Annotated in this window: 18 protein-coding genes; 8 read left to right on the top strand and 10 right to left on the bottom strand. The window is 50.2% G+C overall.

What is annotated here, in order from left to right; translation table 11 throughout:
- Positions 1-253 precede the first annotated feature (253 nt).
- Complete coding sequence (locus ACQ4MZ_RS01215; protein ID WP_430842150.1) at positions 254-1,471, top strand: glycoside hydrolase family 2 TIM barrel-domain containing protein; 1,218 nt, start codon at positions 254-256, stop codon at positions 1,469-1,471.
- The gene (locus tag ACQ4MZ_RS01210) at positions 1,468-4,416 is read left to right on the top strand and encodes a glycosyltransferase family 2 protein (protein ID WP_430842148.1); all 2,949 of its coding nucleotides are present in this window, start codon (positions 1,468-1,470) and stop codon (positions 4,414-4,416) included. Before ACQ4MZ_RS01215 ends, ACQ4MZ_RS01210 begins: the two co-directional genes overlap by 4 nt.
- Here the strand turns inward: ACQ4MZ_RS01210 and ACQ4MZ_RS01205 are convergent.
- The 6 genes from ACQ4MZ_RS01205 to ACQ4MZ_RS01180 all read right to left on the bottom strand — a co-directional run bounded on the left by ACQ4MZ_RS01205 (position 4,413) and on the right by ACQ4MZ_RS01180 (position 11,014).
- Positions 4,413-6,092: a glycosyl hydrolase gene (locus ACQ4MZ_RS01205; protein WP_430842146.1), complete on the bottom strand. Its 1,680-nt coding sequence runs from the start codon at positions 6,090-6,092 to the stop codon at positions 4,413-4,415. The genes ACQ4MZ_RS01210 and ACQ4MZ_RS01205 overlap by 4 nt on opposite strands.
- 186 nt (positions 6,093-6,278) lie before the next feature.
- Complete coding sequence (locus ACQ4MZ_RS01200) at positions 6,279-6,611, bottom strand: hypothetical protein (protein WP_430842144.1); 333 nt, start codon at positions 6,609-6,611, stop codon at positions 6,279-6,281.
- A gap of 215 nt (positions 6,612-6,826) precedes the next feature.
- Positions 6,827-7,999 carry a glutathionylspermidine synthase family protein gene (locus tag ACQ4MZ_RS01195; protein ID WP_430842142.1) on the bottom strand — a complete coding sequence of 391 codons (1,173 nt, stop codon included), beginning with the start codon at positions 7,997-7,999 and terminating at the stop codon, positions 6,827-6,829.
- A gap of 102 nt (positions 8,000-8,101) precedes the next feature.
- A complete protein-coding gene (locus tag ACQ4MZ_RS01190; protein WP_430842140.1) occupies positions 8,102-8,713 on the bottom strand; it encodes a hypothetical protein in 612 nt (203 codons plus the stop codon).
- A gap of 183 nt (positions 8,714-8,896) precedes the next feature.
- Positions 8,897-10,183 carry an aminotransferase class V-fold PLP-dependent enzyme gene (locus ACQ4MZ_RS01185; protein WP_430842138.1) on the bottom strand — a complete coding sequence of 429 codons (1,287 nt, stop codon included), beginning with the start codon at positions 10,181-10,183 and terminating at the stop codon, positions 8,897-8,899.
- A 66-nt stretch (positions 10,184-10,249) separates the two neighbouring features.
- A complete protein-coding gene (locus tag ACQ4MZ_RS01180) occupies positions 10,250-11,014 on the bottom strand; it encodes a M23 family metallopeptidase (protein ID WP_430842136.1) in 765 nt (254 codons plus the stop codon).
- A gap of 161 nt (positions 11,015-11,175) precedes the next feature.
- Here ACQ4MZ_RS01180 and ACQ4MZ_RS01175 point away from each other — a divergent pair, with 161 nt between their 5' ends.
- Positions 11,176-12,147 (top strand): aldo/keto reductase, encoded by a 972-nt coding sequence (locus tag ACQ4MZ_RS01175; RefSeq protein WP_430842134.1) that lies wholly within the window; start codon positions 11,176-11,178, stop codon positions 12,145-12,147.
- 67 nt (positions 12,148-12,214) lie between these two features.
- Here ACQ4MZ_RS01175 and ACQ4MZ_RS01170 read toward each other — a convergent pair whose 3' ends face one another.
- Positions 12,215-12,625: a DoxX family protein gene (locus tag ACQ4MZ_RS01170; protein ID WP_430842132.1), complete on the bottom strand. Its 411-nt coding sequence runs from the start codon at positions 12,623-12,625 to the stop codon at positions 12,215-12,217.
- Positions 12,626-12,802: 177 nt separating this feature from the next.
- Here ACQ4MZ_RS01170 and ACQ4MZ_RS01165 point away from each other — a divergent pair, with 177 nt between their 5' ends.
- Together ACQ4MZ_RS01165 and ACQ4MZ_RS01160 are read left to right on the top strand one after the other, a co-directional pair.
- On the top strand, positions 12,803-15,064 hold the full coding sequence (locus ACQ4MZ_RS01165; RefSeq protein WP_430842130.1) for a TonB-dependent receptor: 2,262 nt from the start codon (positions 12,803-12,805) through the stop codon (positions 15,062-15,064).
- Between the two features lie 146 nt (positions 15,065-15,210).
- Positions 15,211-15,519 carry an isoamylase early set domain-containing protein gene (locus ACQ4MZ_RS01160; protein WP_430842128.1) on the top strand — a complete coding sequence of 103 codons (309 nt, stop codon included), beginning with the start codon at positions 15,211-15,213 and terminating at the stop codon, positions 15,517-15,519.
- Between the two features lie 175 nt (positions 15,520-15,694).
- Here ACQ4MZ_RS01160 and ACQ4MZ_RS01155 read toward each other — a convergent pair whose 3' ends face one another.
- Together ACQ4MZ_RS01155 and ACQ4MZ_RS01150 are read right to left on the bottom strand one after the other, a co-directional pair.
- The gene (locus ACQ4MZ_RS01155; protein WP_430842126.1) at positions 15,695-16,615 is read right to left on the bottom strand and encodes a hydroxypyruvate isomerase family protein; all 921 of its coding nucleotides are present in this window, start codon (positions 16,613-16,615) and stop codon (positions 15,695-15,697) included.
- An 81-nt stretch (positions 16,616-16,696) separates the two neighbouring features.
- Positions 16,697-19,399 (bottom strand): PVC-type heme-binding CxxCH protein, encoded by a 2,703-nt coding sequence (locus tag ACQ4MZ_RS01150; RefSeq protein ID WP_430842124.1) that lies wholly within the window; start codon positions 19,397-19,399, stop codon positions 16,697-16,699.
- A gap of 175 nt (positions 19,400-19,574) precedes the next feature.
- On the opposite strand from ACQ4MZ_RS01150, the gene ACQ4MZ_RS01145 reads away from it, so the two are divergent.
- Positions 19,575-19,766, top strand: coding sequence for a hypothetical protein (locus tag ACQ4MZ_RS01145; RefSeq protein ID WP_430842122.1), 192 nt, complete (start codon positions 19,575-19,577; stop codon positions 19,764-19,766).
- Between the two features lie 10 nt (positions 19,767-19,776).
- Positions 19,777-20,022 (top strand): hypothetical protein, encoded by a 246-nt coding sequence (locus tag ACQ4MZ_RS01140; RefSeq protein ID WP_430842120.1) that lies wholly within the window; start codon positions 19,777-19,779, stop codon positions 20,020-20,022.
- Positions 20,023-20,060: 38 nt separating this feature from the next.
- Here the strand turns inward: ACQ4MZ_RS01140 and ACQ4MZ_RS01135 are convergent, their stop codons facing one another.
- Positions 20,061-23,144 (bottom strand): PVC-type heme-binding CxxCH protein, encoded by a 3,084-nt coding sequence (locus ACQ4MZ_RS01135; RefSeq protein ID WP_430842118.1) that lies wholly within the window; start codon positions 23,142-23,144, stop codon positions 20,061-20,063.
- Between the two features lie 126 nt (positions 23,145-23,270).
- Here ACQ4MZ_RS01135 and ACQ4MZ_RS01130 point away from each other — a divergent pair, with 126 nt between their 5' ends.
- Positions 23,271-23,858: a hypothetical protein gene (locus tag ACQ4MZ_RS01130; protein ID WP_430842116.1), complete on the top strand. Its 588-nt coding sequence runs from the start codon at positions 23,271-23,273 to the stop codon at positions 23,856-23,858.
- Positions 23,859-23,957 lie beyond the last annotated feature (99 nt).

Here is a 23,957-nt window from a genome sequence, read left to right as displayed (position 1 = left end):
CATTTATATAAAGGTAAGCAATATTCATAACTTCTATGTGTGCATACAATCTATGTACTTCTATATAGATTTTAAAAACTATTTCTGTTTTAAGCCATTTTTATCGTATTTTACTCATTCAGAACTCAGCCTCAGGTTACAACTAAGCCCGACCTTGTCCATCCGTATCCACTCACTATTGCTGTTAGCTTTGACGCTTTCCATGATCTTATCTGGGTGTCTGCGTGAAAAACGACCAAACAGGTCGGCGAAAGTGTACATCGAGCACAAGAACGGCAGGTACACCGTTATAAGAAACGGAAAACCTTACAACATCAGGGGCGCCGGGGGGGAATCCCATTTCCGCGAACTCCATGAAGCGGGTGGAAATACCCTACGAACCTGGGACACCACGCATCTCGCTCAGATTCTCGACAGTGCACAGGCACATGGCCTGGCGGTTATCGTAGGGCTTCCGCTTCCCAATAGCGGCGACATTTCTTTTTACAACAATCCTGAAATTACTAAAACCAGATATCGGGCATTGCAATCGGTTATCAAACGGTTCAGAAACCATCCTGCGGTACTGATGTGGTGCCTGGGTAACGAGCTCGACTTTCCTTATAAATGGACTTATGGGGACTTTTACGACTCGTTTAACGCGCTTACGGACATGATCCATCGCGAGGATCCGGACCATCCCGTCACCACTACGATCCTGAATTTCAACCCGAAATATATTTTCAACATCGGGCTGCGCTGCCATATCGACGTGATCTCGTTTAATATTTTCAGCAATCTTCCATTGCTTCGTGAAGATCTCGCCGATATGGCCTGGTTCTGGAAAGGTCCGTATATGCTGCTCGAATGGGGGATCAACGGTCCCTGGGAGGGCACCGAACAAACGGCCTGGGGCGCTTACATCGAGGATACCAGCAAAAAGAAAGCTGACATTTACCAGCAACGTTACCGGCAACATATGCCGGTGGAAGATCCCCGGTTTTTGGGAGCCTGCGTCTTCTTTTGGGGAAACAAACAGGAAACTACACACACGTGGTTCAGCATATTCGACGAAGACGGCCATGCTTCAGAGGCGGTCGGTACGATGCAAGGGATCTGGACAGGCCAACCCTCGCCGGTTATTTATCCCGAAATAAAATACATGCTGCTGAACAACCGGGGCGCACGTGACAACATATTGCTCAACCCGTCGGCCTCCGCATCTGCGGAAGTGCTTCTCTTCAAAGGGCACAATCGTATACGGTCGATCCGTTGGCAAGTATTCAGAGAAGACTGGTATCGCGAAAATCGGATCAACAGCACCCGAAAACTGGAACCCATCGCGACGGCCGAGAACTCCGGCCAAAACTTACGGCTTTCGTTTGCAGTCCCGCAGGAGGAAGGCCCGTACCGGCTTTTTGCCACGATTTACGACCACGCCGGAAACTTCGCTTCATGTAACACTCCTTTTTACGTCGTAAGTCCTCCATGAAGCAAGCATTATATGTAAAGCCCCCCACCCGCAAGCAACTGATCATGCTCCGGCTGATGATTTTCTTCGGACTAGTGTCGATGGGATTTTTCCTATCCAGTGTCCTCTCCGAGGCCGTCAGGGGCTACGCGCCATTGTACTGGATGCTCGTGATCACATTTGTTTTCACCTGCCTGAAAGTATTGCATGAATGGTACCATTACCTGTTCATTACCGTACCGCCCACGCCGCCGCTGACGCGCCGGTATACGGTCGATATTTTCACCACTTTCTGTGCCGGCGAGCCGTATGAAATGATCGTCGAGACACTGACCGCGATCCAGGCCATTACCTACCCGCATGAAACCTATCTGTGCGACGAAGCCGACGACCCTTACCTGCGCGATATATGCGTACGGCTGGGCGTACATCATGTGACGCGCACCGACAAGCGGAACGCCAAGGCAGGAAACATCAATAATGCATTGAGTATTTCAAAAGGAGAACTTTGTGTCGTCCTCGACCCCGATCACGTCCCGTTTCCCGATTTCCTGGACCCGATCGTCTCCCATTTCGACAACCCCGAAATCGGTTATGTACAAATTGTGCAGGCCTACAAAAACCACGATGAAGGATTGATTGCCAAAGGTGCAGCGCAGCAGACCTACCAGTTTTACGGCCCGATGATGATGACCATGAACCACTATGGAACCGTGCTTGCGATTGGTGCCAACTGCACTTTCCGACGAACGGCGCTGGATTCCATAGGCGGGCATGCGGCCGGGCTCGCCGAAGACATGCACACATCCATGCAGCTGCATGCAAAGGGCTGGAAATCGGTGTACGTTCCGGCGGTGCTCGCGCGGGGATTGGTACCTTCCACACTCTCGGCCTATTATAAACAACAACTCAAATGGTCCCGCGGGGTATTTGACTTGTTTGTCCACGTATATCCGAAACTGTTTTCAAAGTTCACGTGGGCTCAGCGCATTCATTACGGCACCATTCCGCTGCATTACTTGTCGGGCTTCATTTTCCTGATCAACTTCCTGATCCCCATTCTGGCACTGGTGCTGGACGTGAGCCCGATGCATTTCGATCTTACGGATTTCCTTCTGGTCAGTCTGCCGATGGTCTCCTGTGTCATTCTGATCCGGCATTTCGTGCAATGGTGGGTTATGGAGGACGGAGAACGGGGATTCCACGTAGTAGGCGGGCTATTGATGATAGGAACCTGGTGGATATTCATCCTGGGCGTGCTGTATACGATTTCAGGCAAGAAAATCCCTTACGTACCCACACCTAAAGACGGCAATGAGGCCAATAACTGGCCACTGAACGTTCCTAACTTAGCTGTCTTGGGTGTCTCGCTGCTGGCAATCGTATACGGTCTCTATCAGGACCTGAATCCCTACAACCTCATTATGGCCGGCTTCGCAGGCCTGAATTGCTTCTTCATGTGCTTCACGATCGCGGCAAGCCGGCAACAGCAGATCCGCGCATTTTCGGGCTCCTCACCCTCATTGAACACCATGACCAAAGCTATTAAGGAGTTGAAAGGCAATTTCTGGATCCTGCGGCGTCGCATTTACAGCGGCGTCCGAACCTCTGCATTCCTGATCACGGTGCTGCTTATCAGCGTCATCATTTATTTCCGGCGCTTTAATCCCAAACTGGAATATAGTCTGGCGGCAGCCAGGGAAAATCAGGCATATGCACTCAGCCTCACGAAGCAAAAGCCTGGGCGGCTTCCGGATTTACCTGCCCTCTTTCGTGCCATGGGCGTGCGTGAGCCTGATACAAGCGGCACACACTCGCATAAGCCGGTTTTGTTTTTTGAAGGAACGCGGGGTGTGAACTATACCAAAGGACACAATTGGTCGCGGAGATACCCTGCATTTACGAAACATGAACTCCAAGCCGATCTAAGGCAAATGCAGAAAGCGGGTATCCACGCGATCCGGCATTTTGGACCTGGTATTTATGATTACAATGTCCTTATGGCAACTTCCCGCGCGGGGATCGGGGTACACTACACTTTCTGGGTGCCCGAAACGCTCGATTTCGTAGACGATCCCGGTGGTGCCGACGATCTGGCGAATGAAATATTAATGACGGTAAGCCGGCTTCAAAGTCAAAAACACATTGTTTCCTGGAACATCGGCAATGCGGCTATCCAGCGCCACCGGCGCTCGGAGCATACCGGGGAGCAGAAACAGTATTTATATTGGTTAAAAAAGGTCAGTGCTGGGATCAAAAAGATCGACGGCTCGCGCCCTGTGACGGTAGATCTCGAACTGAATCCCGAAACGCAAAATCTGGCATATCTCGTCAAACGGGTTGCCCCGGCCATCGATGCTGTCGGACTTGTTTTGACGGACGTTGAAAAAAAGCCGGATGAGTCCGCATTCCGGGAACTTACAGTGCCATTCTATTTCAGCTACATAGGTGCGAATGCATTTGCTGGTGCCGGAGAACGGCGTGCAGGAACATTCATTTCCAATTGGCAGGATGAGAAGATATCTGAACAAGTAAGTTTTGATGGCCTGCACGACTATGCGGGACGGCCAAAGCGCTCACTTCATGTGCTGGAAGCAATTTGGGGCAACCAAAATATGCCGCAGCCCGCCCCTCATTTCAAAATCCTGAAGCCCGCATTGGGCACCTTCGAGGGCTCCGCACTGGATTACCACGCAATCACCCTGCAAAATGATCAATGGAAAGTCGTCCAGGAGCCTGCAAAGGGCACGCAGTTCGAATGGAAACTTGCCAGAACGGACGGCTTCAATAACCCGGTCGAAATCATGGACGTGGGGAATGGCCCGCGGTTGACCTTGACTATACCTAAGCACCCGTCACTTTACCGGTTGTATTTGTACGTAGTTCAGGCTGGAACTGTCAATGCGATTATTGAATCTCAGCTCAATACGCCATTAGAACCAAAACAAGGGCCTCGGAATCCTTAGCGATTCGAATCCAATGCCTCAACAAAACGATTGAATGTAGATAGGCTGATTCCCCAATCCGGTGCTGGAATATCACCCCATACTTTCGGATTATCAGCGAGATTGAAGTAACATACACCGACCACTTCCTTGTGGTCTGCTAACACGGCCGCGGCTTTTTCCAGCCATTCGGATTGAAAATCTTCCGGCCCTTTCACGCCGAATTCCGTGATAAAGATCGGCTTTGATGCCAGACGCACACGCCATACCTTACGGTTGAAAATCGCTTCAAAGGGCTCCTGTTTCGTAGGGTCAGTAATATTCTTATCCGGCAGGCCGTAAATAGCGATGCTTACCAAATCGACTACGTCGTTACCAGGGTACCACTCCATGGAGCCCCGGTCACCGGCGGGTCCCCACACTTTCTTCACATTTTTAATACCTTTTCCGAATTCCATAAAATACCGGAATGCCCGGATATACAAAGCCGGATCCTGACTTTGCCATGCATACCGATGGATAGGGATTTCCATTTCATGCGCAAAACGAACGTAAACCGGACGGTTAGTCTTTGAAATTGTATTAAACAGTGATTTGAATTCCTCATCATAGACTCCCGAAATCGTATTTTTCAACACCGAAGGATCCTTCCTGACCTTGCCATCCCGCCAGGGCTCCACGCTGACGATCACCTCATGCCCGCGCCCTATAACTGCTTCAAAGTCCCTGGCAAAAGCACCCGTTTGGATGTTACCCAAATCCACAAACAAATGCTCGACATGCACGTCCTTGGACCCCGTAAGTGCCAGCCGGGGATCGTATACCCCCAAAAGCGGCATGGCATTCGCTGGCCTCCCCGCCGGCTCCTTTGTCACGTACTTCTGAAAAAGAAATCCGGAATCTGGCTTAATCCCCTTTACAGCTTCTCTCAAATCAACTCGCAACGCATTCACAAGGCTGTCGTCGCCGGAAGCAAAAACCCAAACCGGTTTGCTCATAAACCGGGTCCGGATCAGTTTCCTCCTGAGTGCAGTCCGGCGGTCGGGGTCCGGCGGAAAGGCGGTCGCCGAAAGCTCACTCTCCCCATTGACGGAGATTCCGACGGCATCTATTACGTCATCTCCCGGCCAGTATTCTTCCGTCCCGGGATAACCGGCCGGCGACCACATAACCAGGAGCCCGGGCTTTACATTCCGACAAATCTCGGACACATGCCTAAACGCCTTGATATAGTCAGCCGGAGATTGGTATTGCCAGGAGTGCCTTTGAACCGGCACTTCCATATCCGGATCCCAACGCAGATAAATGCGTTTCTTGTCGGGCAACAGGCTGCATAGCGAACGCAGGGCGTCGTCGAAGTCCCCGTCCCTGACCATACGTAGCGCAGCTTTCTGCCCGGCCACGACAGTCAATAGCAAATCTTTGTCCGCAGCGAGGTCTTTTAATGCGGCTGCCAGTGCCGTATCTGCCGTATTCGGATAGAGCTGAATTGAAATGTGTTGAAGCTCCGGCGTGGTTACACCCAGTGAGTCGGTCCGGTTGATATAACCTACCGGCTGCTCTGCAAAAGCAGCATTCAATACATCCGAGGAGTATTTGCCGGATTTTGAAAACGGAGAAAATCGCATCCAATAAAACACGAATGCCCCGATCAATACCAGTCCTGCGGCTGGTAGGAGAACGCCTTTTGCCTTCATGAAACCCTGAAAAAATGCTGCGGGCTTAAGTTAGCAAATTCGCCGGATCGTAAAGCATAAGATAGAGGTAAGTACATAAAAAAGAACCGGACGATGGTCAGCCCCTAGTGATTCTGACCATGCCCGGTTATCAGTGTGTGTTACTTATTCCCTACTTAGTGCTTTGCATGAAAGCTTAACCGTTTCCTAAACCAGCTCACTTTCATATTGAAAGCCGATGTGTGTTGGCGGATGGCTCAGGATGCGGTTAAATTCGGCAATGGCCTGGTTGATCTGACGTTGGGTGATGCCGCTGTATTCCATCAGAAGAACTTTGGCCTGTTGTGCGCTGGACCGCTTCATTTTCCAGTATTGAGGGTGATTGACCCCGATGGGAGTGCGGAAGTATTTTTCTTTGGGTTCGCGGATTAAAATCTCGCAATCGGTATCACGCTGTGGATTGTCGTGGAGGAAGTAACTTTTTACAACGACTTTGACCTCCCTGCCGCTTTTTAGTTGGAAAATTTTCTCGTGAATCATGACTTGTCTTTTAAGTATTAAGGATCGATGAATATTGCTGAACTGCTGACGATGTTTGCGGGGCTTCCTTAAAACTTTCATACCAGCATCGCCTGTAAAACTTTCACAAACTTCGCCGTAGCCTGGGATATTTCAGTAAAATGATTAGTAAACGGTCAATTCAATGATCCTCCGGTAACAACCTGATTAAGAGGCAAGTAAATTTACGTATTTCACTAATCCACAATATGCCCCACAAACTGTGCCGTATTGTCCAGAATCTTCCCGCCCCGCCTGAAGCCGAGTGCGCACGCCTCACCGGCATAGAACACTCCAGCCTGGTAGGTGTAGCCGCCTGCGTCCATCGGAAGAGTGACATATTCCTGGTAAATGCGTGACTGATCGTCGTATTCGCCCGCAGCGGTTTCCAGCACGCCGCCGTTTTCATCATGGATAACCACATTCGCACCCTCACGGCCCAGCAATACCTTGCTCACCGATTTTTTATGCAGCAGCACCTCGCGTTCCGTTTGTAGCAGCAATGGATGGTATGGGTAAAGGTCCCACAGGATTTTCAGAATATATTTAGACTGGAACAGCAATGTATAGGCAGGATTCAGCACCACTGCCTTCCTGTTTTCGACGATTTCCGTCAGCATTGCGGCCAATTCCGGTTCATCTGTGCCGATGTGCTCCCAAGGCACCAGTTTGAACCAGAAATCAAACCGTACGAAATGTCCGTGTTGCGGCTCCTGGCAGAATATTCCCTCGCCATTCGAAAACTCCACGTCGTCGATATAGGCGAATTCTACATCGAAGCCGGCTTCTTTCGCCGCTTCCATCAGCACGGCCACATTGGTATCGTCCTCGGGATAGCCGCGCATCGCGGAAAAGAGCATCGATGGCGTCAGATCGCTGTTTTCCTCCTTTAAATAAACAAACTGCCCCATCAGGGTTTCAAACAGCGTGTTAAATTGCTTGGATTCATCCATTCCGTTCATCCGCAAATGCGCCCATTGCACGACGGCCGTTTCGGGAATGCAAGTAGCCGTATCCGCATTGAATTCGATCAGTTTAACCGGTTCGTCGTCAAATCCGCCAGCCAGATCGAAACGGCCATACAGATGTATCTGCCGGTCGTCGCTCCACGAGAATTTGATTAGTTCGACCAGGTTTTCGGGAATACCCATTTCGCGGAAAAGGTTGTGATCAATGGCATATTGGCCCGCTTCGATCAGCATATCATATAAGGTACCCGCAGCTTCGTAGTAGCTTTCCGCTTGTTGCTCGGCTACGACCACCATGTCGTTCACTACGTACGGAGCTGTATCCGTGCCAAGCGCCCAATCCCAACCGGCTTTCTGTAACGCAGCTTGCGGCGGATTGGACAATGATTTCAACTTCACCATATTTTAAGTTTAAAGTTTAGAAGTTCATTAGTCTACGAGTAGGATATAAAAGCTCATAAAATTCAATCTCATGAACTTTAAACTCATAAACTCTGAACTCTCCTAGGCGCCACTTCTTCCCGACGACCTTCCGAAGAAACCTTTACGGCCTCCCGAGGGCCTTGTTGTCACTGTCCGTACCGACCGGGAACTTTCGACACCCAACGTCGCGCTGCGGGAGCTTGCCCACGCGCCCGGGTTGGCGTAAAACGACCTGCTCCGCTCCATATCCATTCTGTCGCGGTAGTTGTTCATATAAGAATAGGACGAGTTACGACCCAGCAAATAACCCATTCCCCCATACAGCAACATGCTCGAAAGTCCGCTGTGATAGCCCATATGCGGGTTCGAGCGGATTTCCTGGTCGATCAACGCCTTGGCTGCCATCGGGTTCAGCGTGTCTTTATGGCCATCGAGGTACGAGACGATCGCCACGGAACTGTCGGCCGGGACGTTTTCTTCACTGATAATCTTAAATTCTCCCGGGCTTACCTCCCTGATATGCGACCGGATGCCTTTACTGTAAGTTGTTTCTTCATAACTATATTCCGATTCATCATCATTCGAAGAACAGGAAACGAGCGCCGTCCCCGACAGCAGCGCCAGCGCCAATGCGCCGCCCATGCCGATGTCTTTTACCTTTTTGATAAAAGAACCCTTTCGTAACTGTGTCATAATGTTGATTTTCTATTGAGGATTTCTCAAAAGTAATGCATGAAAACGGCCGTTGGCTTATGATTCGTGCCAGTGGCGTTTCCGGTGGATATCCTACCCTGTGGACTTACAGGCGGCAAAAAAATGGGAGCATAACCGGCAGCTAACCCAGCTATGCTCCATGCATATTAATGATTAAAAATATCAGGCCTTCTTCGCGATTTTCTCGATAGCGCCTACCAACTTATCCAGGTCGCTGGTTTTTGTGTACACGTGCGGCGTCACGCGCACGCAATGGATGTTTTCCCAATTGATCCCGACGGTATGTATTTGATAGTCCTTCATCAACTTGCCATCGAGTTCCTCGGGTTTCATGCCCTCGATGCTGACGCCGGCGATCGCACAGGAAAATTCCGGTTTCAAAGAGGTGTGGATTTTCACTCCAGGGATTTGCGCAGCTTTCTCAGCCCAATATTTTTTGAGATAATGAATGCGATCCTGCTTACGCTTGTTACCAATGCCTTCCTGGAAGTTAATCGCCTCGCCGATCGCCTGTTCGATCGGGAAGCTGCGCGTGCCGAGCGTTTCAAACTTGCGGATATTACCGCTTTTTGGCTCGCTGTTACAAAGCAGCGGCCATATTTTCTCGATTTTATCCTTTTTGATCCACATCATCCCGCTTCCCACGGGTGCACTGAGGAATTTATGCAGACTGGTGCCGAAGTAGTCGCATTCCAGGTCGGGAATTTTATAATCCAGCAATCCGAATGTATGCGCACCATCGCAAACCACTTCGATCCCCTTGGCATGTGCCATTTGGGAAATCTCCCTGACCGGCATAATCTGCCCGACCCAGTTGATGATATGCGTTACGTGGATGATCTTAGTCCTTGGAGTAATAGCGTCGGCATACGCTTTCACGATCTGCTCCTTGCTTTCAATAGGAAAATCAAAAGAAAGCTGCTTGTACACGATGCCGTCCCGCATCTGGCGCTGTTTCCAGGCTTGTACCATATTCGGATAATCCTGCAAAGTACCGATCACCTCGTCGCCCTTTTCCAGTGGTAGTCCGAAAATAATGGTATTCAATGCCTCCGTGGCATTGCGGTTGATCGCGATTTCCTCGGCATCGGTCCCGGCCAGCTTGGCCAGGCGCTGGCGAAGCGGCTCGCGGCCCTTGTCCATAATGCGCCACATATAATATGATGGCCCCTGCGCAGCGGCTCGGTTGTATTTGTCTAAAGCTTCCTGCACTACAATCGGCGAGGGAGACACTCCGCCGTTGTTGAGGATAATGATTTCGCTTTTGCTGGCGGTGTAAGCGTCCTGGATCACCGACCAGTATTCTTCATTGCTTTCACTGGCGGGGTTCCAGAGTTGTTCTGCTTCGAGGAATTGCTCGGCGTGGAGCTGATTGAAAAGGCTGTTGATCCCGAAAGCGCCCATACCCAAGGCAGCACTCTTCCGGAAAAAGGAACGGCGGTTGTTCATACAATTTTGTTTAAGGAATAGTAATGGAGTGAAGTACAATATATTGAATATCTACTTCAATCCCAATTACTCAGCCCCTAAACCGTCCCTCACAGCCGCTTCTTTCAGCCATTCGTAGGTATTGGCAGGCATGGGCAGCCCGTCGACGTCGAGTTGCAGGAACATCAGATGCAGATGGGTGGGTGAGCGCTTCTGGTAGGCATTATAGCCGGTGCGCCCCATTTCTGAAATCTTGTCACCGGCATTTACCCATTGCCCCGGCTGGACCTCTACGATATTGTTATGGGCATAATAGAAAAGGCCGTCAAGGCAGGGATCGTAAATCCATATCCAGTTGCCGCCACGGTATTCGCTGTCGTATTTCCAGCTGGTTTCGGTAGCCAGTACGAGGCCCGACGTGAATGCAAGCACGTCGATGGGCTGCCAGGTTCGGTCGTCGAGCACGTCCTGGTCCTTGTCGCGCACAAACAAATCGTGGGCAGGATGGCTGCCGGTCACATTCATATCGAAAAGATCAAAGCCGTTGGGCCGGTAACCACGTCCTCTCGAACCCACCGACTCCCTGGCCGTATAGCCTTTAATCGGATAGACGAAATAAGACGAGTCGATGGACCGGCAGGTATCTCTTCTGAATTCCGCCCGCAGATTGCGCATAACCGCCCCGAATGCTGCGCGTGCCGAATCGGGTGTGATCACATTATCGCGGATATCCATCTGGATCTGATGGAAAGTCCGGCAGTATTCTGCAATTTTATCGGAAGATTCACTCTGGTTCGTCAAACCGGCCACACAAATCACCAACACAATCCCGGCAATTCTTTTAAATGTCATCAACAATGCGTTAATCAACCCCTTTTTTTTCACTTAAACCCTGTTTTTGAGGAACGATAGCGAGAAGGCTCACTAATAAAAAAGCGCTGCAAAGGTATCCGTTCTATGTTAAATAAATGCAGAGAAGTTCTTTATTGGTCAAACACTAAAATCAGATTACAATGCAAAAACGTCGTTTTGGACGAACTGGCTGGGAAATCAGCGAAGTAGGCTACGGTATGTGGGGACTGGCGGGCTGGACAGGCTCCGACCGCAAGGAGACAGACGATTCCCTCGACCTGGCCGTCGAATCGGGTGTCAATTTCTTCGATACTGCGTGGGGTTACGGCGAAGGCCTGAGCGAGCGTATCCTCGGTGAACTGATCAAACGCAATCCCGACAAAAAGCTTTATGCCGCCACCAAGATACCGCCCAAAAATCGCCAATGGCCGTCGCGCCCCGAATTCGCGTTGAAAGACGTATTTCCGGCCGATTACATTGTGGAATACACCGAAAAAAGCCTTCAAAACCTGGGCACCGAACAAATTGACCTGCTGCAATTCCACGTCTGGGAAGACGCCTGGGCGGAAGAGGACGAATGGAAAGAAGCCATTCAAAAACTAACCAAAGCAGGAAAAGTAGCGGCCTGGGGTATCAGTATCAACCGCTGGGAGCCGGACAATGCTTTGAAAACGCTCGAAACCGGCCTTATAGATGCCGTACAGGTGATTTACAACATTTTTGACCAGGCGCCGGAGGATAACCTCTTCCCGCTTTGCCGCAAGCTCGATATCGGCGTGATCGCCCGTGTGCCTTTCGATGAAGGAACGCTCACTGGCCTGCTGACCAAGGAAACCAAATTCCCGGCCGACGACTGGCGCTCCACCTATTTTGTCCCCGAAAACCTGAATGCCAGTGTGGACCACGCCGAAGCATTACGCGCCGATATTCCAGCAGGCATGACGATGCCCGAACTCGCATTGCGTTTCATCCTCAATAATCCGGATGTGCACACGACGATTCCGGGCATGCGCAAGCTCCCGCACGTACGCTCGAACGTGGCCGTGAGCGACGGCGTACGGCTCGATGCCGCGGTGGCCGAAAAAATGAAAGCCCACCGCTGGGACCGCCAGCCTACCAAATGGTCGCAATAGTTATTTAAGCAAAAATGCCTTCCCCCTAGCAGGAAGGCATTTTTGCTTTTTAATACTTTGAAGATCCTTACCGATACAATTTCGCGTCCACCGAGAACCGCCCCGGACCTGTCAGGAACAATGTAACATAAGGAAAGAGATACAACAATGCGTGTTCTTTCATATCAAACGGGTCTTTGGCATGCACAATTGTAGCCACCACCACCATCGTAATGATCAGCGGAATGAGCGCCGCGCGGGTCCCCAGCCCGAGGATAATGAGGATCGAGCAGCCGAACTCGGCACAGATTGTCAGGACATAAGACAGTTCCTCGCCTATCCCGATCGGGTCGGCAAATGAATGATCGCCTCCAAGGAAGGTAGTGAGCTTGGCGTAACCATGCGTAAGCATGAGGCACGACACCCCTACCCGCAGGATCAGCACCGCCCAATCCACCGAAGCCGGCAGTTTAGTCGGTTTCAGAAATCGTTTGAGCATAGTGAGTCAAATTGGTTTATAAAGGTTTCCGCAAAGGCAACAACCAATGCCGTGCCGAAGATAGTTTCCCGAACGATTCCCTGTAACCGAATTTTTAATTTTTATATATCAAGTTTTATTTTTAGGTTTGTCTAAATTTATATTCAGATATAAGTAAATTAATAATTCGGCCATACTATGAAGCTACGCTTACTCCTGTTGTTCAGCTGTTTGCCATTCGGTGCCTGGGCGCAGTTTTCGCTTTCGGGGACGATTTCACTCGAAGGCCAGGCCGATCCCGCATTCGGAGCGTCGATTTACATTCAGGAATTAAAAACCGGCACCACGGCTGATACCGCAGGCTATTTCAGGCTTACCGGCATTCCGAAGGGAACTTATACCGTTCGTGTCAGCTACGTTTCATTGCCAACAATCACCGAAAAAAACATTCGGATCGACCGGGACGTGAGAAAGGATTTTATCATGAAATCGGGCGCTAATGCGTTGGAAGAGGTGGTTGTTACCGGTACTATGAAAGAGGTTTCAAAGCTCGACAGCCCGGTGCCGGTCGACATCATTACTTCTAAATTCATCTATAAAAACCCGGTTCCAAGCATTTTTGAAGGGTTAAGCTATGTCAACGGTGTGCGGCCGCAGCTAAACTGTAACGTCTGCAACACGGGCGATATTCACATTAATGGCCTGGAAGGGCCTTACACCATGGTACTCATCGACGGCATGCCGATGGTGAGCGGGCTTTCCACTGTTTACGGGCTTTCGGGGATTCCCAACAGCCTGATTGAGCGCGTGGAGATTGTGAAAGGGCCTGCGTCTACGCTATACGGTTCAGAAGCTGTGGGCGGTTTGATCAATATTATTACAAAAAACCCGTCCAAAGCGCCGGTATTCTCCGCCGACGCTTTCAGTACCACCTGGCGAGACTACAATGTGGACCTTGGCGTAAAGTTCACTCCCGGCGCTAAAAGCAGCTCTTTGCTGGGTATCAACTATTTCAATTACCAAAATCCGGTCGATAACAACAAGGACGGCTTCACCGATCTCACCCTTCAGAACCGCATTTCGATCTTCAACAAATGGTCGTTCGACCTGAAAAACAACAGGCAGGCTAATGTAGCTGCTCGCTATTATTACGAAGACCGCTGGGGTGGGCAAATGCAATGGAACCGTTCCTACCGCGGCGGCGATGAAGTTTATGGTGAAAGCATTTACACCAAACGCTTCGAGCTTTTGGGGAACTACCAGCTTCCTTTCAGCGAGAAAATCACGCTCCAGTATTCTTTCAGCTCCCATAACCAGAACTCGGCGTATGGCCACGTGCCGTTTAATGCCGACCAGAAGATCGCATTCGCGCAGTTTTTGTGGGATAAGGAGATCGGAAAGCACAGTCTGCTGATGGGAACGCCGTTCCGCTACACCTTTTATAATGACAATACCCCCGCGACCCGTTACTCCGACGGCCAGGACCACGCCGATAAAATATACCTACCGGGCATTTTTATTCAGGACGAGTTCAAAAGCGGCCCGCATTCCATTCTTTTGGGTGCGCGGTACGATTACAACAGCCGGCACGGAAGCATTTTCACGCCAAGGGCTGCTTACAAGTACAAATTCAACCAAACGGACGTAATTCGGTTGAATATCGGCCGTGGTTTCCGGATCGTGAACCTGTTTACCGAAGACCACGCCGCATTAACGGGCTCTCGTGAAGTCGTTTTAAAAGAGGCATTGAAACCCGAACAAAGCTGGAATGCGAACATCAACGTGGTCAAGAAGATCGTAACCGGCAATTCGTTCATCGGAATCGACGCTTCGGTATTCTATACCCATTTTACCAACCGCATCCTGCCTGACTACGACACCAATCCGAACGAAATTATTTATGACAACCTCGATGGCTACGCGGTTTCGAAGGGAATCAGTATGAACCTTGATTTCAATTTCCCTTTTCCACTGAAAATTATCGCCGGCGGTACTTATATGGATAACTTTCAGCAGGAAAACGGCGTGCGTTTCAGACCGGTACTGACCGAGAAGTTCACCGGAACGTGGTCGGTTTCCTACGAAATCCAGAAAGCAGGACTCTCATTCGATTACACCGGGAACATTTACGGCCCTATGCGCCTGCCGCTCCTAAGCGAAGACGATCCTCGCGCTGCAAATTCGCCGGTATGGTCTTTGCAGAATATCCAGGTAACCAAAAAGTTTGGCAACGGGCTAGAAATTTACGGGGGTATCAAGAACCTGCTCAACTTCACTCCGCCTGCCAATTCGATCGCACGCGCAAATGATCCGTTTGACAAAAATGTAAAATTTGACGAGCAAGGACAAGTAATTGCAACACCCGATAACCCCTACCAATTAACGTTCGATCCATCGTACGTATATGCGCCAAATCAGGGCATCAGAGCGTTTTTAGGGCTGAGATATACACTTAGATAGATTGATAGTATGACATTAAAAAATGTCGCATGAAATGTTATTATATAACTTTTCAAAGATTAAAAACATTTAGAATATTGATATTCATTGATTTGAATAATTTTTGATTGTATCTTTGAGCCATCAACCAATTAACACTACAAGTTATGGCATTAACAAAACAGTTTGTAAAAAGTAAGTCTGTTTACAAAGTGACGTTTACAGTTCCTGCGGAAGCAGCATCAGAAGCGAAGAATATTGCCCTAGTAGGCGAGTTCAATGGCTGGAACCCCGAAGAAGCGATCGCATTGAAAAAACAAAAAGACGGTTCATTCAAAACCAGCCTCGAACTGGGAGCCGGAGAATATCAGTTCCGCTACATCCTCGACGGCGAAAAGTGGGAAAACGACTGGGCAGCCGACAAATATGTTCCTGCCGGCGTAGATGCTACTGAGAATTCGGTGGTGGTACTTTAAAATTGGCTGTCGGCTGTCGGCTGTCGGCTGTCGGCTGTCGGCTGTCGGCTGTCGGCTGTCGGCTGTCGGCTGTCGGCTGAAAGCAAAAAACGCGACGAGTAGCTTCTACTTGCCGCGTTTTTTATTTTAGTGCTTAACATTAAGTCTGATAGCCGACGGCCGAAAGCCGAAGTCCCTATATCGCAAAACTATCACTCTCCACATAAGCCCTGATCAGCGCTTCCTCGCCTTCTTTTCCTTGCTTGGAGTTTCCGTGTTCCATACCCATAATGAACGACTTGCCTTCTTTCTTGCTGCGGTCATAGATGTATTTGAACACGTTTTTGTAGTTGATCTCACCGGTTGTCGGCTCTTTACGGCCAGGCTCGTCGCCGATCTGGAAGTAGTCGATTTCACTCCATGTGCGGTCGATGTTGTAAATCAGGCGACCTTCGTTTTTCTGCATGTGGTAAATATCGTACAGGATCTTGCACGACTTGCTGTTCACCCCGCGGCAGATTTCGTAAGTCTGGTCCGAAGTTCTCAGGAAGAGGTTGGGCGAATCGCTCAGCGGTTCGAGCACCATTACCAGCCCGTGTGGTTCCAGGATTTCCGCACCACGGCGCAATGCGTCGATAACGTTGCCTGTCTGCACGCCGATCGGCAGGTTTCTTTCAAAATCACCCGGAACGACCGTCATCCATTTCGCATTCACACGCTTTGCTACCTCTACCGCCTTTTTACAGCCATTGAGGAAGATGTCGATATATTCCTGCTTGCCTGCGGCCAGAGTATTGGCCCCATTCCCTCCTTTATCTACTACAAACACGCCCATTTCCATTCCCAGGCGGCTCATTTCTTTGGCAATGGCTTCCTGTTGCTCCACCGGGCGGCCCATCATACCGTTATCTTCCAATGCCATAAAACCCTGGTCTGCCATAAATTTAAGCTGGTCGATCAGGTCCTTTCCGGCGCTGTTCTGAAACATCCCGAAATGGGAAGCATATTTGAGCTTAAACTTGTTTTTGGCCGTAGGAGCGGCGCCCAATGCATCTCCTGCTGCGATTGCGGCACCAGCCAAACCAAGGGTAGATTTTACAAAATTTCTGCGGAGCATAAATGTTTCGATGTTTTTGTTACAGATTGTAAAGATGTACAGTCCGGAAATATACCCCAAAATCGCCTCTCAATCTTCGTTCTACTGGTTTTTTCTGCGTTTCCGTCGCTCCTTTTTACCACTTTTCGGCTCCTCCGCCGGGGCGGCTACCACTTCTTCCACAGGCGGTTTGGGTAAATAAGGGGCCAACTGCGCCTTGATCTCTTCCCGGAACGCATTCTTCACACCTTCCAATGCTGCTTCTTTCACCTCACCGTCGATCTGTTCGTTCCTCAGCAACTTTACTACCGCTTCCTCTCCCGGCCAGCTCGCGCCCAGGTAGCGCGCTGCATTCTTCCGCACGCTCATCGGTTCCCCGGCATTCAGCAATGTCGATCGTAACAGGTATACCGACTCCGAGCTACCGACCGTCTGTATCGAAGCCAATAATGCCGACTTCTTTTCGTCATTCATACCGGCCAACTTTTGGGTGACATACGAAATCCCGGCCTGTTCGAGTAACAGCGCGCCCGCATCACGGCCGATTACCTCATCGGATTTCGTCAAAGCCAGTTTCAGCAACCGGTCATTTTCCGACTCCAGCTCGTAGCGGGTCATGAGGTCAATGTAATGCTCGGTTCCGTAAGTTTCGTCGAGAAGCTTGTTCAGCGCGGTCAGTCCCTGTTGCGAGTTGGTTACAAATGATTTATCCAAATGCAGCAACGCCAGCTTACTCACTTCGATCCGATCGGAAGAGGGGACATTCAAAACACTGAGCAGGGCCTGCGTTTTCTCATAACCCGCGTGAAAAAAGTCGAACGAGCGGAAATAGCGCAGCCTGCTTTTGAAACTCACGGATGTATCGGCAGCCAGCTCGCTCAAATACGGAATAGCCTTGCGGGTACGTGCGAGCCAGATAATGTCCTTTCCAGCGTCGCTCAACCAGGGTTTCGCTCCCTGCCTTTCGAGCCAGGCGGGAAATATTCGTTCCCATTGATCGTAAGCACCAATGCTCAGCGCTTCCACGGTCCAGCGGTCGTTACCTTTATATTGCTTGGCCAGTTGAAGCCATACGTCCAATGCTTCGTAGGTGTGGTTATGGTTAATGGCCAATGCGCATTCACGGCGCACCTGCGGATCGCGGTCGGAGGTGAGACGCTTGATATACTCTGTCGGATCGCTGTTGCGCTGGCGTACGGCGCGTAATGCGGTAATGCGCAGGTTCGGGTTCAGCTCACGGAAAGCGATATCAAGGTTACGGTAGTTGAAACCTTCGATGCGGTTCAACACCCATAATGCGCGGGCCCGTAGCTTTGGATTACCATTATATAATCTAAAAAGTTCTTCCAGAAATGGTTCTGCCGCCCAGCCGTGCTTCACACAGGCATTCCAGGCCAGGTAACGCTGCGATAAGTTGGGGCTTTGCAATGCTTTTACCGCCTGCTCGGGGATCGACAAGTCGTATACCGGTATTTTGTAAGGTATGCCCGCCGGCGCCACACGGTAAATGCGCCCCCGGCTACGGTCTTTCATCTTGTTAGAACCCATTACCGGATCGTACCAGTCGGAAATGATCAGGGAGCCATCCGGAGCTACGCAGACGTCCGTAGGCCGGAACCATTTGTCACGCTTGCCTTCCAGCACGGGCAAGATGCCGGTCGATTTATAACCTGCCCCCTCATTCTGCACCGGAAACGCGCTCACGTAACCCTGACCGGCATCGGCAAGTAAAATCTGGTCCCAATAGCGCCGTGGCAGCAAATCGCCTTCATAAATCGTCATGCCCATTGGAAAACCCGAACCGGTTTCCAGCAAATCGGGCACTACGCCGGGATCATTCTGATGCCAGTGGCGGCGCGGGATTTCATCTTCGAGGTTGGTACGGTTAAGGCGCCAGCTTGCACCGGTCATTTCATCGATATACCCGAAATTACCATTCTCCATCACATAGGAGACCCTATCGGCCCCATTACCGGGTTCCTCCTGGTCCGACTGCCACATGGTACCGTAGCTGTCCACCGCCACTTCCCAGCCATTCCGGAAGTTTTCGGCCATGATCTCCACCTTGGTAAAATCCTGTTCGCAGCGGAAAACCACACCTTGTTTATATTGCCTGAAATCAATTGGCCTTTCGTATTTATCGAGCAGCGGGCGATCCTGCCCGTCTACCAGTTGCCGTCCTGCATTACCAAAGTTGAAATAGAACTTACCATCCGGGCCGAACACAAATGCATGCACACCCGCGTCATTTTGCGAGCCGCCAATGCCTTTGAAAAGAACCTCTTTCGTATCTGCCTTATCATCGCCGTTGGTATCCGTGAAAAGCCACACATAAGGACTTTGTGAAACAATCGCCTTATTGCCCATGACCCAAATTCCCAGCGGCGCATTGAGCTCCGGGCCCTGGTAAAAGACCTTGGTAACATCCGCTTTGCCATCGCCATCCTTATCCTCCAAAATCACAATCCGGTCGCCCTGCCCGAGTTCCGATTTGCCGTTTACGGCGGGGCGGTAATTGTACGCCTCGCAGGCCCACACACGCCCACGATGGTCGACGTCGATATTGATTGGATTAATCACATTAGGCTCCGAAGCAAAGAGTGTCGCTTCCAGCCCTTCGGCCGCTTGTACACCCGCAACCGCGTTACGCGAGAAGCGCCGCTCCGTCTCTGATAATGCCGCATAGGCACTATCGGGATTAACAACTACTAGTGAATCAGCAACTTGACTAAAACCTTGAAATGAAAGGGAGGTAAAAAGAACCGCAGCACACCACGCAGATCTCACGATAAGAAATTGTTTCAAAACGAATTTTTGATGATGCAGATAATTTCAAAAAACGTTATAAAAATACCTCCTATTTCGGGAAATAAGAAATGCAGTTTCGGAAAAATGTAACCTTTCGGCGATTTGAAGTAGCTTGATTTAAAACTGGAAGGTGAGTAAATTACGTTACGATTTACATGCACTATCAGTATTTATGAAAGAAAAAATCAGGCATTTGATTGCTGAGAAGCTTCTAAAAAAAGGCGAGGCTAAAATGTCACTTCGTCGCCTGATCCAGATCGATGGCGCCACGAACGAGAGAGTCAACCGGCTTCTGGATTATATTAGAAGCCTTGAAGAAGACATTGAAATTCTGGAAAAGATATTAAAGCAATTAAAACAATGACCGAAAAGCGATGAAAAAGGAACAGATTATACAGGCATTGTACGATGCAAACACACTGGACGCAATCGAAAAAGCAGGCGATGATTGGTCAGCTTTCTATCAAAATGCGTCCCCGGAAGACAAGGAGTATCTTGCCAATGGCATGAGGCAATTCGCCGACGATGTAATTGAAAAGTCAAAACAATCAAGCTTCGAGGTGCAAAAGGTCCTCGCCGAATTCGAAGCCATGAAACTGGCAGAATCCCAACACCAATAATTGAAAATAGGAGCCTTCCGGCTCCTATTTTCGATTTATCACTTCTTCTTTAAATTACTCAGATAATCTACCAAACTCACCAACTCTTCCGTACTCATCGCATCCTGCAAGCCGGACGGCATCATCGAATCTTTGAGCTGCTTGATTGACTTCACTTGCGACATTTTGTATTCCTGCGTCGAGCCGCCCGGGAATTTGAGGATCAGGTCGGTTTCGGTTTTACTGGAAATGATACCGGAAACAACGGTACCGTCTTTCAGCGTTACTTCAAAACCTTCATAGCCAAAGCCAATACCCGCACTCGGATCCAGAATAGCGGCATACTGAGCTTCTTTCGGGAGTTTGCTTCCGATTTCAGATAGCTTCGGCCCGAAATCCATCCCCTCACCATTCACCTGGTGGCATACCGAGCAATAGGATGTAAATACTTGCCTGCCTTTCGTCAGATCGCCTTTCATTGCTACCAGCTCTTTCACTTCCGGGTGTTTCTTGGCCGCTACGGCCGCGCCGTCCAGATATTTGGCGGCTTCCAGTTTGACGGATTTCCGCCAGGCACCGTTAAGGCCTTGTACGGCAGCAGTTTTTGCTTCGCCGGTCAGTTTTCCTTCTTTGAGCAACACCAGCACCTGGTCTTCACCGCTCATGGTACCGCCTAACGATTTCGCTGCAGTTATCTTTTGGTTTTCCGAAAAGCCGCCTTCGGTAGCTACCGTCCTGAGTATATCAAGCGCATCTTTACTTCCAACAGATTTCAATGCGGTCAAAACGGCGATACTTTTGGACTCGTCCTGCCCTTTTACCACCTTCCAAAGCATCGGCGTTCCGCCTTGCTTAATCAGCTGCGACGCCGCTGCCGATCCGGCACGGCTATTCGATTGCTCCTCGGTCATCGCCAAAAGCCGCTGATTTTCGGATGAAAGCTCATATTTCGCAACGAGTTCGAGGTAAGCTTGTGTTCCATAAGTAGCATCAAGCATTTTTTTCAATGCGGCCATTGCTTCCGGTGTCTGCTTCACAAAGGCGGGGTCGAGGTGGCGCATTACCAGCTCATTCACCTTGTCCTGATCTTTGCCGGTTCCATTCGTAAGTTTCAGCAGTGCCATCGACTTTTCGCGACCCGCCGAATTGAAGTCGAACGCACGGAAGTAGCGTAATCTGCTTTTCAAATCGACCGTAGGATCACCCGCCAGCGAAGCCAGCAGCTGCACAGATTCTTTCCCGCGCGAGCGCCATACGATATCCTTGCCCGCCTGCGTGGCGATCGGGTTAGCACCTGCTTTGCCGAGCCATGCCTTGAAAAACGAATCCCATTGCCCGTCGGCACCAATCCCGAGGGCTTCGAGGTACCAGCGGTCCTTTCCGTCATATTGCTGTGCAATGGTCGCCCACAATGCAGGGGCTTCTGGTGATGGGTTATGGTGCAAAAGCAATGCGCATTCGCGGCGAACCTGCGGTTCCGCGTCTTTTACCAATACCTTGATATATGGCAGCAAATCGAGATGCTTCGACTCGGAAGCGGCACGAAGGCCGGCAATACGGATATCGGCATTTGTATCCTTAATGGCCTTGTCGACGGCTTTCTTCGCGGTAAATGGCCATTTACTAAGCAACCACAACGCCCGCGCACGCATGCGGGGCTCCGCATCTTTGTCCGCAAAAAGTTTTTCCAATGTCGGCGCAGCCTTAACACCCATTCCATTCAAAGCTATCCATGCATGGTAGCGAACGGACAGGTTGGGGCTTTGCAATGCTTCCACGGCGCCTGCTATTGTCGTGAAATCGGATTTCGGGATACGGTAAGATGTATTCACGGGGGCAATCCGATAAATGCGGCCTTTACCCTGGTCACCCGCCTGGTGACCTCCTACCGCCGGATCGTACCAATCGGCAACGAGTAGGGAGCCGTCCGGCGCTACGCAAACATCCGACGGACGGAACCATTGGTCGCGCTTGCCGTCCACAATGTTCACGATTTTAGCCGAATAACCTGCTCCGGCCTTTTCAACAGGGTACGAACGGACTACATTATGCCCGGGCTCGCAGTGGATCATCTGACCCCAGAATTCCTTGGGAAGTAATTTTCCTTCATAGACGATCATACCCGTCGGCGAACCAGATCCGGTTTGCAGCAGGTTCGGCACCACGCCCGGGTCATTCAAATGCCAGTGACGGTAAGGAATCGAGTCTTCCATATTCGTGCGGTTGGCGCGCCAGCCTGCACCGGTCATTTCATCGGTATAGCCATAATTGCCGTATTGCATTACGTAGTTGATACGGACACCTTTGTTGCCGTCGTCGTCATTGTCCGACTGCCACATGGTACCGTAACTGTCGACCGCCACTTCGAAATTATTACGGAAGTTATTTCCGAGTACTTCAATATTGGTAAAATCAGGATCGCAGCGGAAAACCATTCCTTGTCTCAACTTCGAGAAATCAATCGGCTTGCCATCCTTGCCCACCACGGGATTACCCTTGCCGTCGAGCAAGTGGTCGCCTTCATTTCCAAAATTGAAATACAACTTACCATCCGGCCCGAATACAAACGCATGCATGCCGTGGTCGTGCTGGTCACCACCAATACCTTCGAAAATGACTTCTTTTTTATCAGCTTTCAAATCGCCGTCCTCATCGGTGAAAAGCCACACGTATGGGCTTTGCGAAACAATCACCTTGTTACCCATTACCCAAATACCCAGCGGCGCATTGATTTCCGCCCCCTGATAAAAGACCGTGGATTTATCGGACTTGCCATCGCCATTGGTATCTTCCAGCACCATAATGCGGTCGCCCTCATTTTTGGTGGGGTTACCATTGATCGCCGGACGATAGTTATACGCTTCACAAACCCAGACCCTCCCCAAGTGGTCTACATCGATATTCGTCGGATTCGTGATCGTCGGCTCTGATGTAAAAAGCGTTGCTTCCAGGCCATTTGCCGTCGTAAGCCCCGCTACGGCATATTTCGACGAACGCTTTTGGGCATCCGTAAGATCTTTGTAAAGCGTGTCGGCCGAAGCGGCGTCAATCGTACTGGGGTTCGAACGCTGATAAGAGGCGACCATCAGACCGGCCAGCAAGCAACCAGTTGGAAAGAGGATAAGCGATTTTTTGAAGTTCATAGGTAAATCAAGCACTTTCCGGCCTTGAATCAGAAAGCATTAGCCTGATCAAAACCTATACGTGTCATTTTTACAATAATAATTTTAATTACGTCTATAAGGGACCACCTACTTATATTTACTATCATGAAAACGACTTTTTTTTCCTGCCTGGCGCTGTGCGTCGCCGCTGAAATTTCAGCTCAGAATATCCTTCCTGCAGAAGTGCAAATCAAGACGGCCGTCATGGCTGCGCCGTCGGACAAGCAGGCAGGGGCTAAAGTGTACGGCTACGCGGCAGACGGCACATTTAAAATCCTGCGTGAAGGCAGCAACGACTTCGTTTGCCTGGCCGACGATCCCAAAAAAGAGGACATTAGCGTATCGTGCTACCTCGCCGACCTCGATCCTTTCATGGAGCGCGGGCGTGCACTGGCAAAAGAGGGTAAAAATCAGAAGGAAATTTTCGACATCCGCGAGAAGGAGGTGAAGGAAGGAAAACTGAAAATGCCGAAGCAATCGTCTACATTATACGTCTTATCCGGCTCAAAGGATAATTACGACGCAGCCGCCGGCACCCTCAAAAATGGTTACCTGCGATACGTGGTCTACATCCCGTTTGCGACCGCCGAAAGTACCGGCCTGCCACTGAAACCGGATGTTCCGGGTATGCCCTGGATTATGGACCCGGGCACACACAGGGCACACATTATGATCAATCCGCCAAAACCCTGAAACAGGGCTCGTGAGCACCGTTAAATAACCAGTTTCAAGAGATTGTTAATTAGCGGCACTGTAAGTGTTGTTTATATCGATATTTAAATTTACTTTGAA

Origin of the sequence: Dyadobacter sp. BHUBP1 (assembly GCF_050587785.1) — a bacterium.
Lineage (GTDB): Bacteria > Bacteroidota > Bacteroidia > Cytophagales > Spirosomataceae > Dyadobacter.
Note: the sequence above shows the minus strand (reverse complement) of the source record. Positions and strands in the feature narration are given on the sequence as shown.

Excerpts from the sequence above, each read along its gene's own strand:
- ACQ4MZ_RS01210 (WP_430842148.1), top strand. The coding sequence starts at position 1,468 with ATGAAGCAAGCATTATATGTAAAGCCCCCCACCCGCAAGCAACTGATC.
- ACQ4MZ_RS01205 (WP_430842146.1), bottom strand. The coding sequence starts at position 6,092 with ATGAAGGCAAAAGGCGTTCTCCTACCAGCCGCAGGACTGGTATTGATC.
- ACQ4MZ_RS01200 (WP_430842144.1), bottom strand. The coding sequence starts at position 6,611 with ATGATTCACGAGAAAATTTTCCAACTAAAAAGCGGCAGGGAGGTCAAA.
- ACQ4MZ_RS01195 (WP_430842142.1), bottom strand. The coding sequence starts at position 7,999 with ATGGTGAAGTTGAAATCATTGTCCAATCCGCCGCAAGCTGCGTTACAG.
- ACQ4MZ_RS01190 (WP_430842140.1), bottom strand. The coding sequence starts at position 8,713 with ATGACACAGTTACGAAAGGGTTCTTTTATCAAAAAGGTAAAAGACATC.
- ACQ4MZ_RS01185 (WP_430842138.1), bottom strand. The coding sequence starts at position 10,183 with ATGAACAACCGCCGTTCCTTTTTCCGGAAGAGTGCTGCCTTGGGTATG.
- ACQ4MZ_RS01180 (WP_430842136.1), bottom strand. The coding sequence starts at position 11,014 with ATGACATTTAAAAGAATTGCCGGGATTGTGTTGGTGATTTGTGTGGCC.
- ACQ4MZ_RS01175 (WP_430842134.1), top strand. The coding sequence starts at position 11,176 with ATGCAAAAACGTCGTTTTGGACGAACTGGCTGGGAAATCAGCGAAGTA.
- ACQ4MZ_RS01170 (WP_430842132.1), bottom strand. The coding sequence starts at position 12,625 with ATGCTCAAACGATTTCTGAAACCGACTAAACTGCCGGCTTCGGTGGAT.
- ACQ4MZ_RS01165 (WP_430842130.1), top strand. The coding sequence starts at position 12,803 with ATGAAGCTACGCTTACTCCTGTTGTTCAGCTGTTTGCCATTCGGTGCC.
- ACQ4MZ_RS01160 (WP_430842128.1), top strand. The coding sequence starts at position 15,211 with ATGGCATTAACAAAACAGTTTGTAAAAAGTAAGTCTGTTTACAAAGTG.
- ACQ4MZ_RS01155 (WP_430842126.1), bottom strand. The coding sequence starts at position 16,615 with ATGCTCCGCAGAAATTTTGTAAAATCTACCCTTGGTTTGGCTGGTGCC.
- ACQ4MZ_RS01145 (WP_430842122.1), top strand. The coding sequence starts at position 19,575 with ATGAAAGAAAAAATCAGGCATTTGATTGCTGAGAAGCTTCTAAAAAAA.
- ACQ4MZ_RS01140 (WP_430842120.1), top strand. The coding sequence starts at position 19,777 with ATGAAAAAGGAACAGATTATACAGGCATTGTACGATGCAAACACACTG.
- ACQ4MZ_RS01135 (WP_430842118.1), bottom strand. The coding sequence starts at position 23,144 with ATGAACTTCAAAAAATCGCTTATCCTCTTTCCAACTGGTTGCTTGCTG.
- ACQ4MZ_RS01130 (WP_430842116.1), top strand. The coding sequence starts at position 23,271 with ATGAAAACGACTTTTTTTTCCTGCCTGGCGCTGTGCGTCGCCGCTGAA.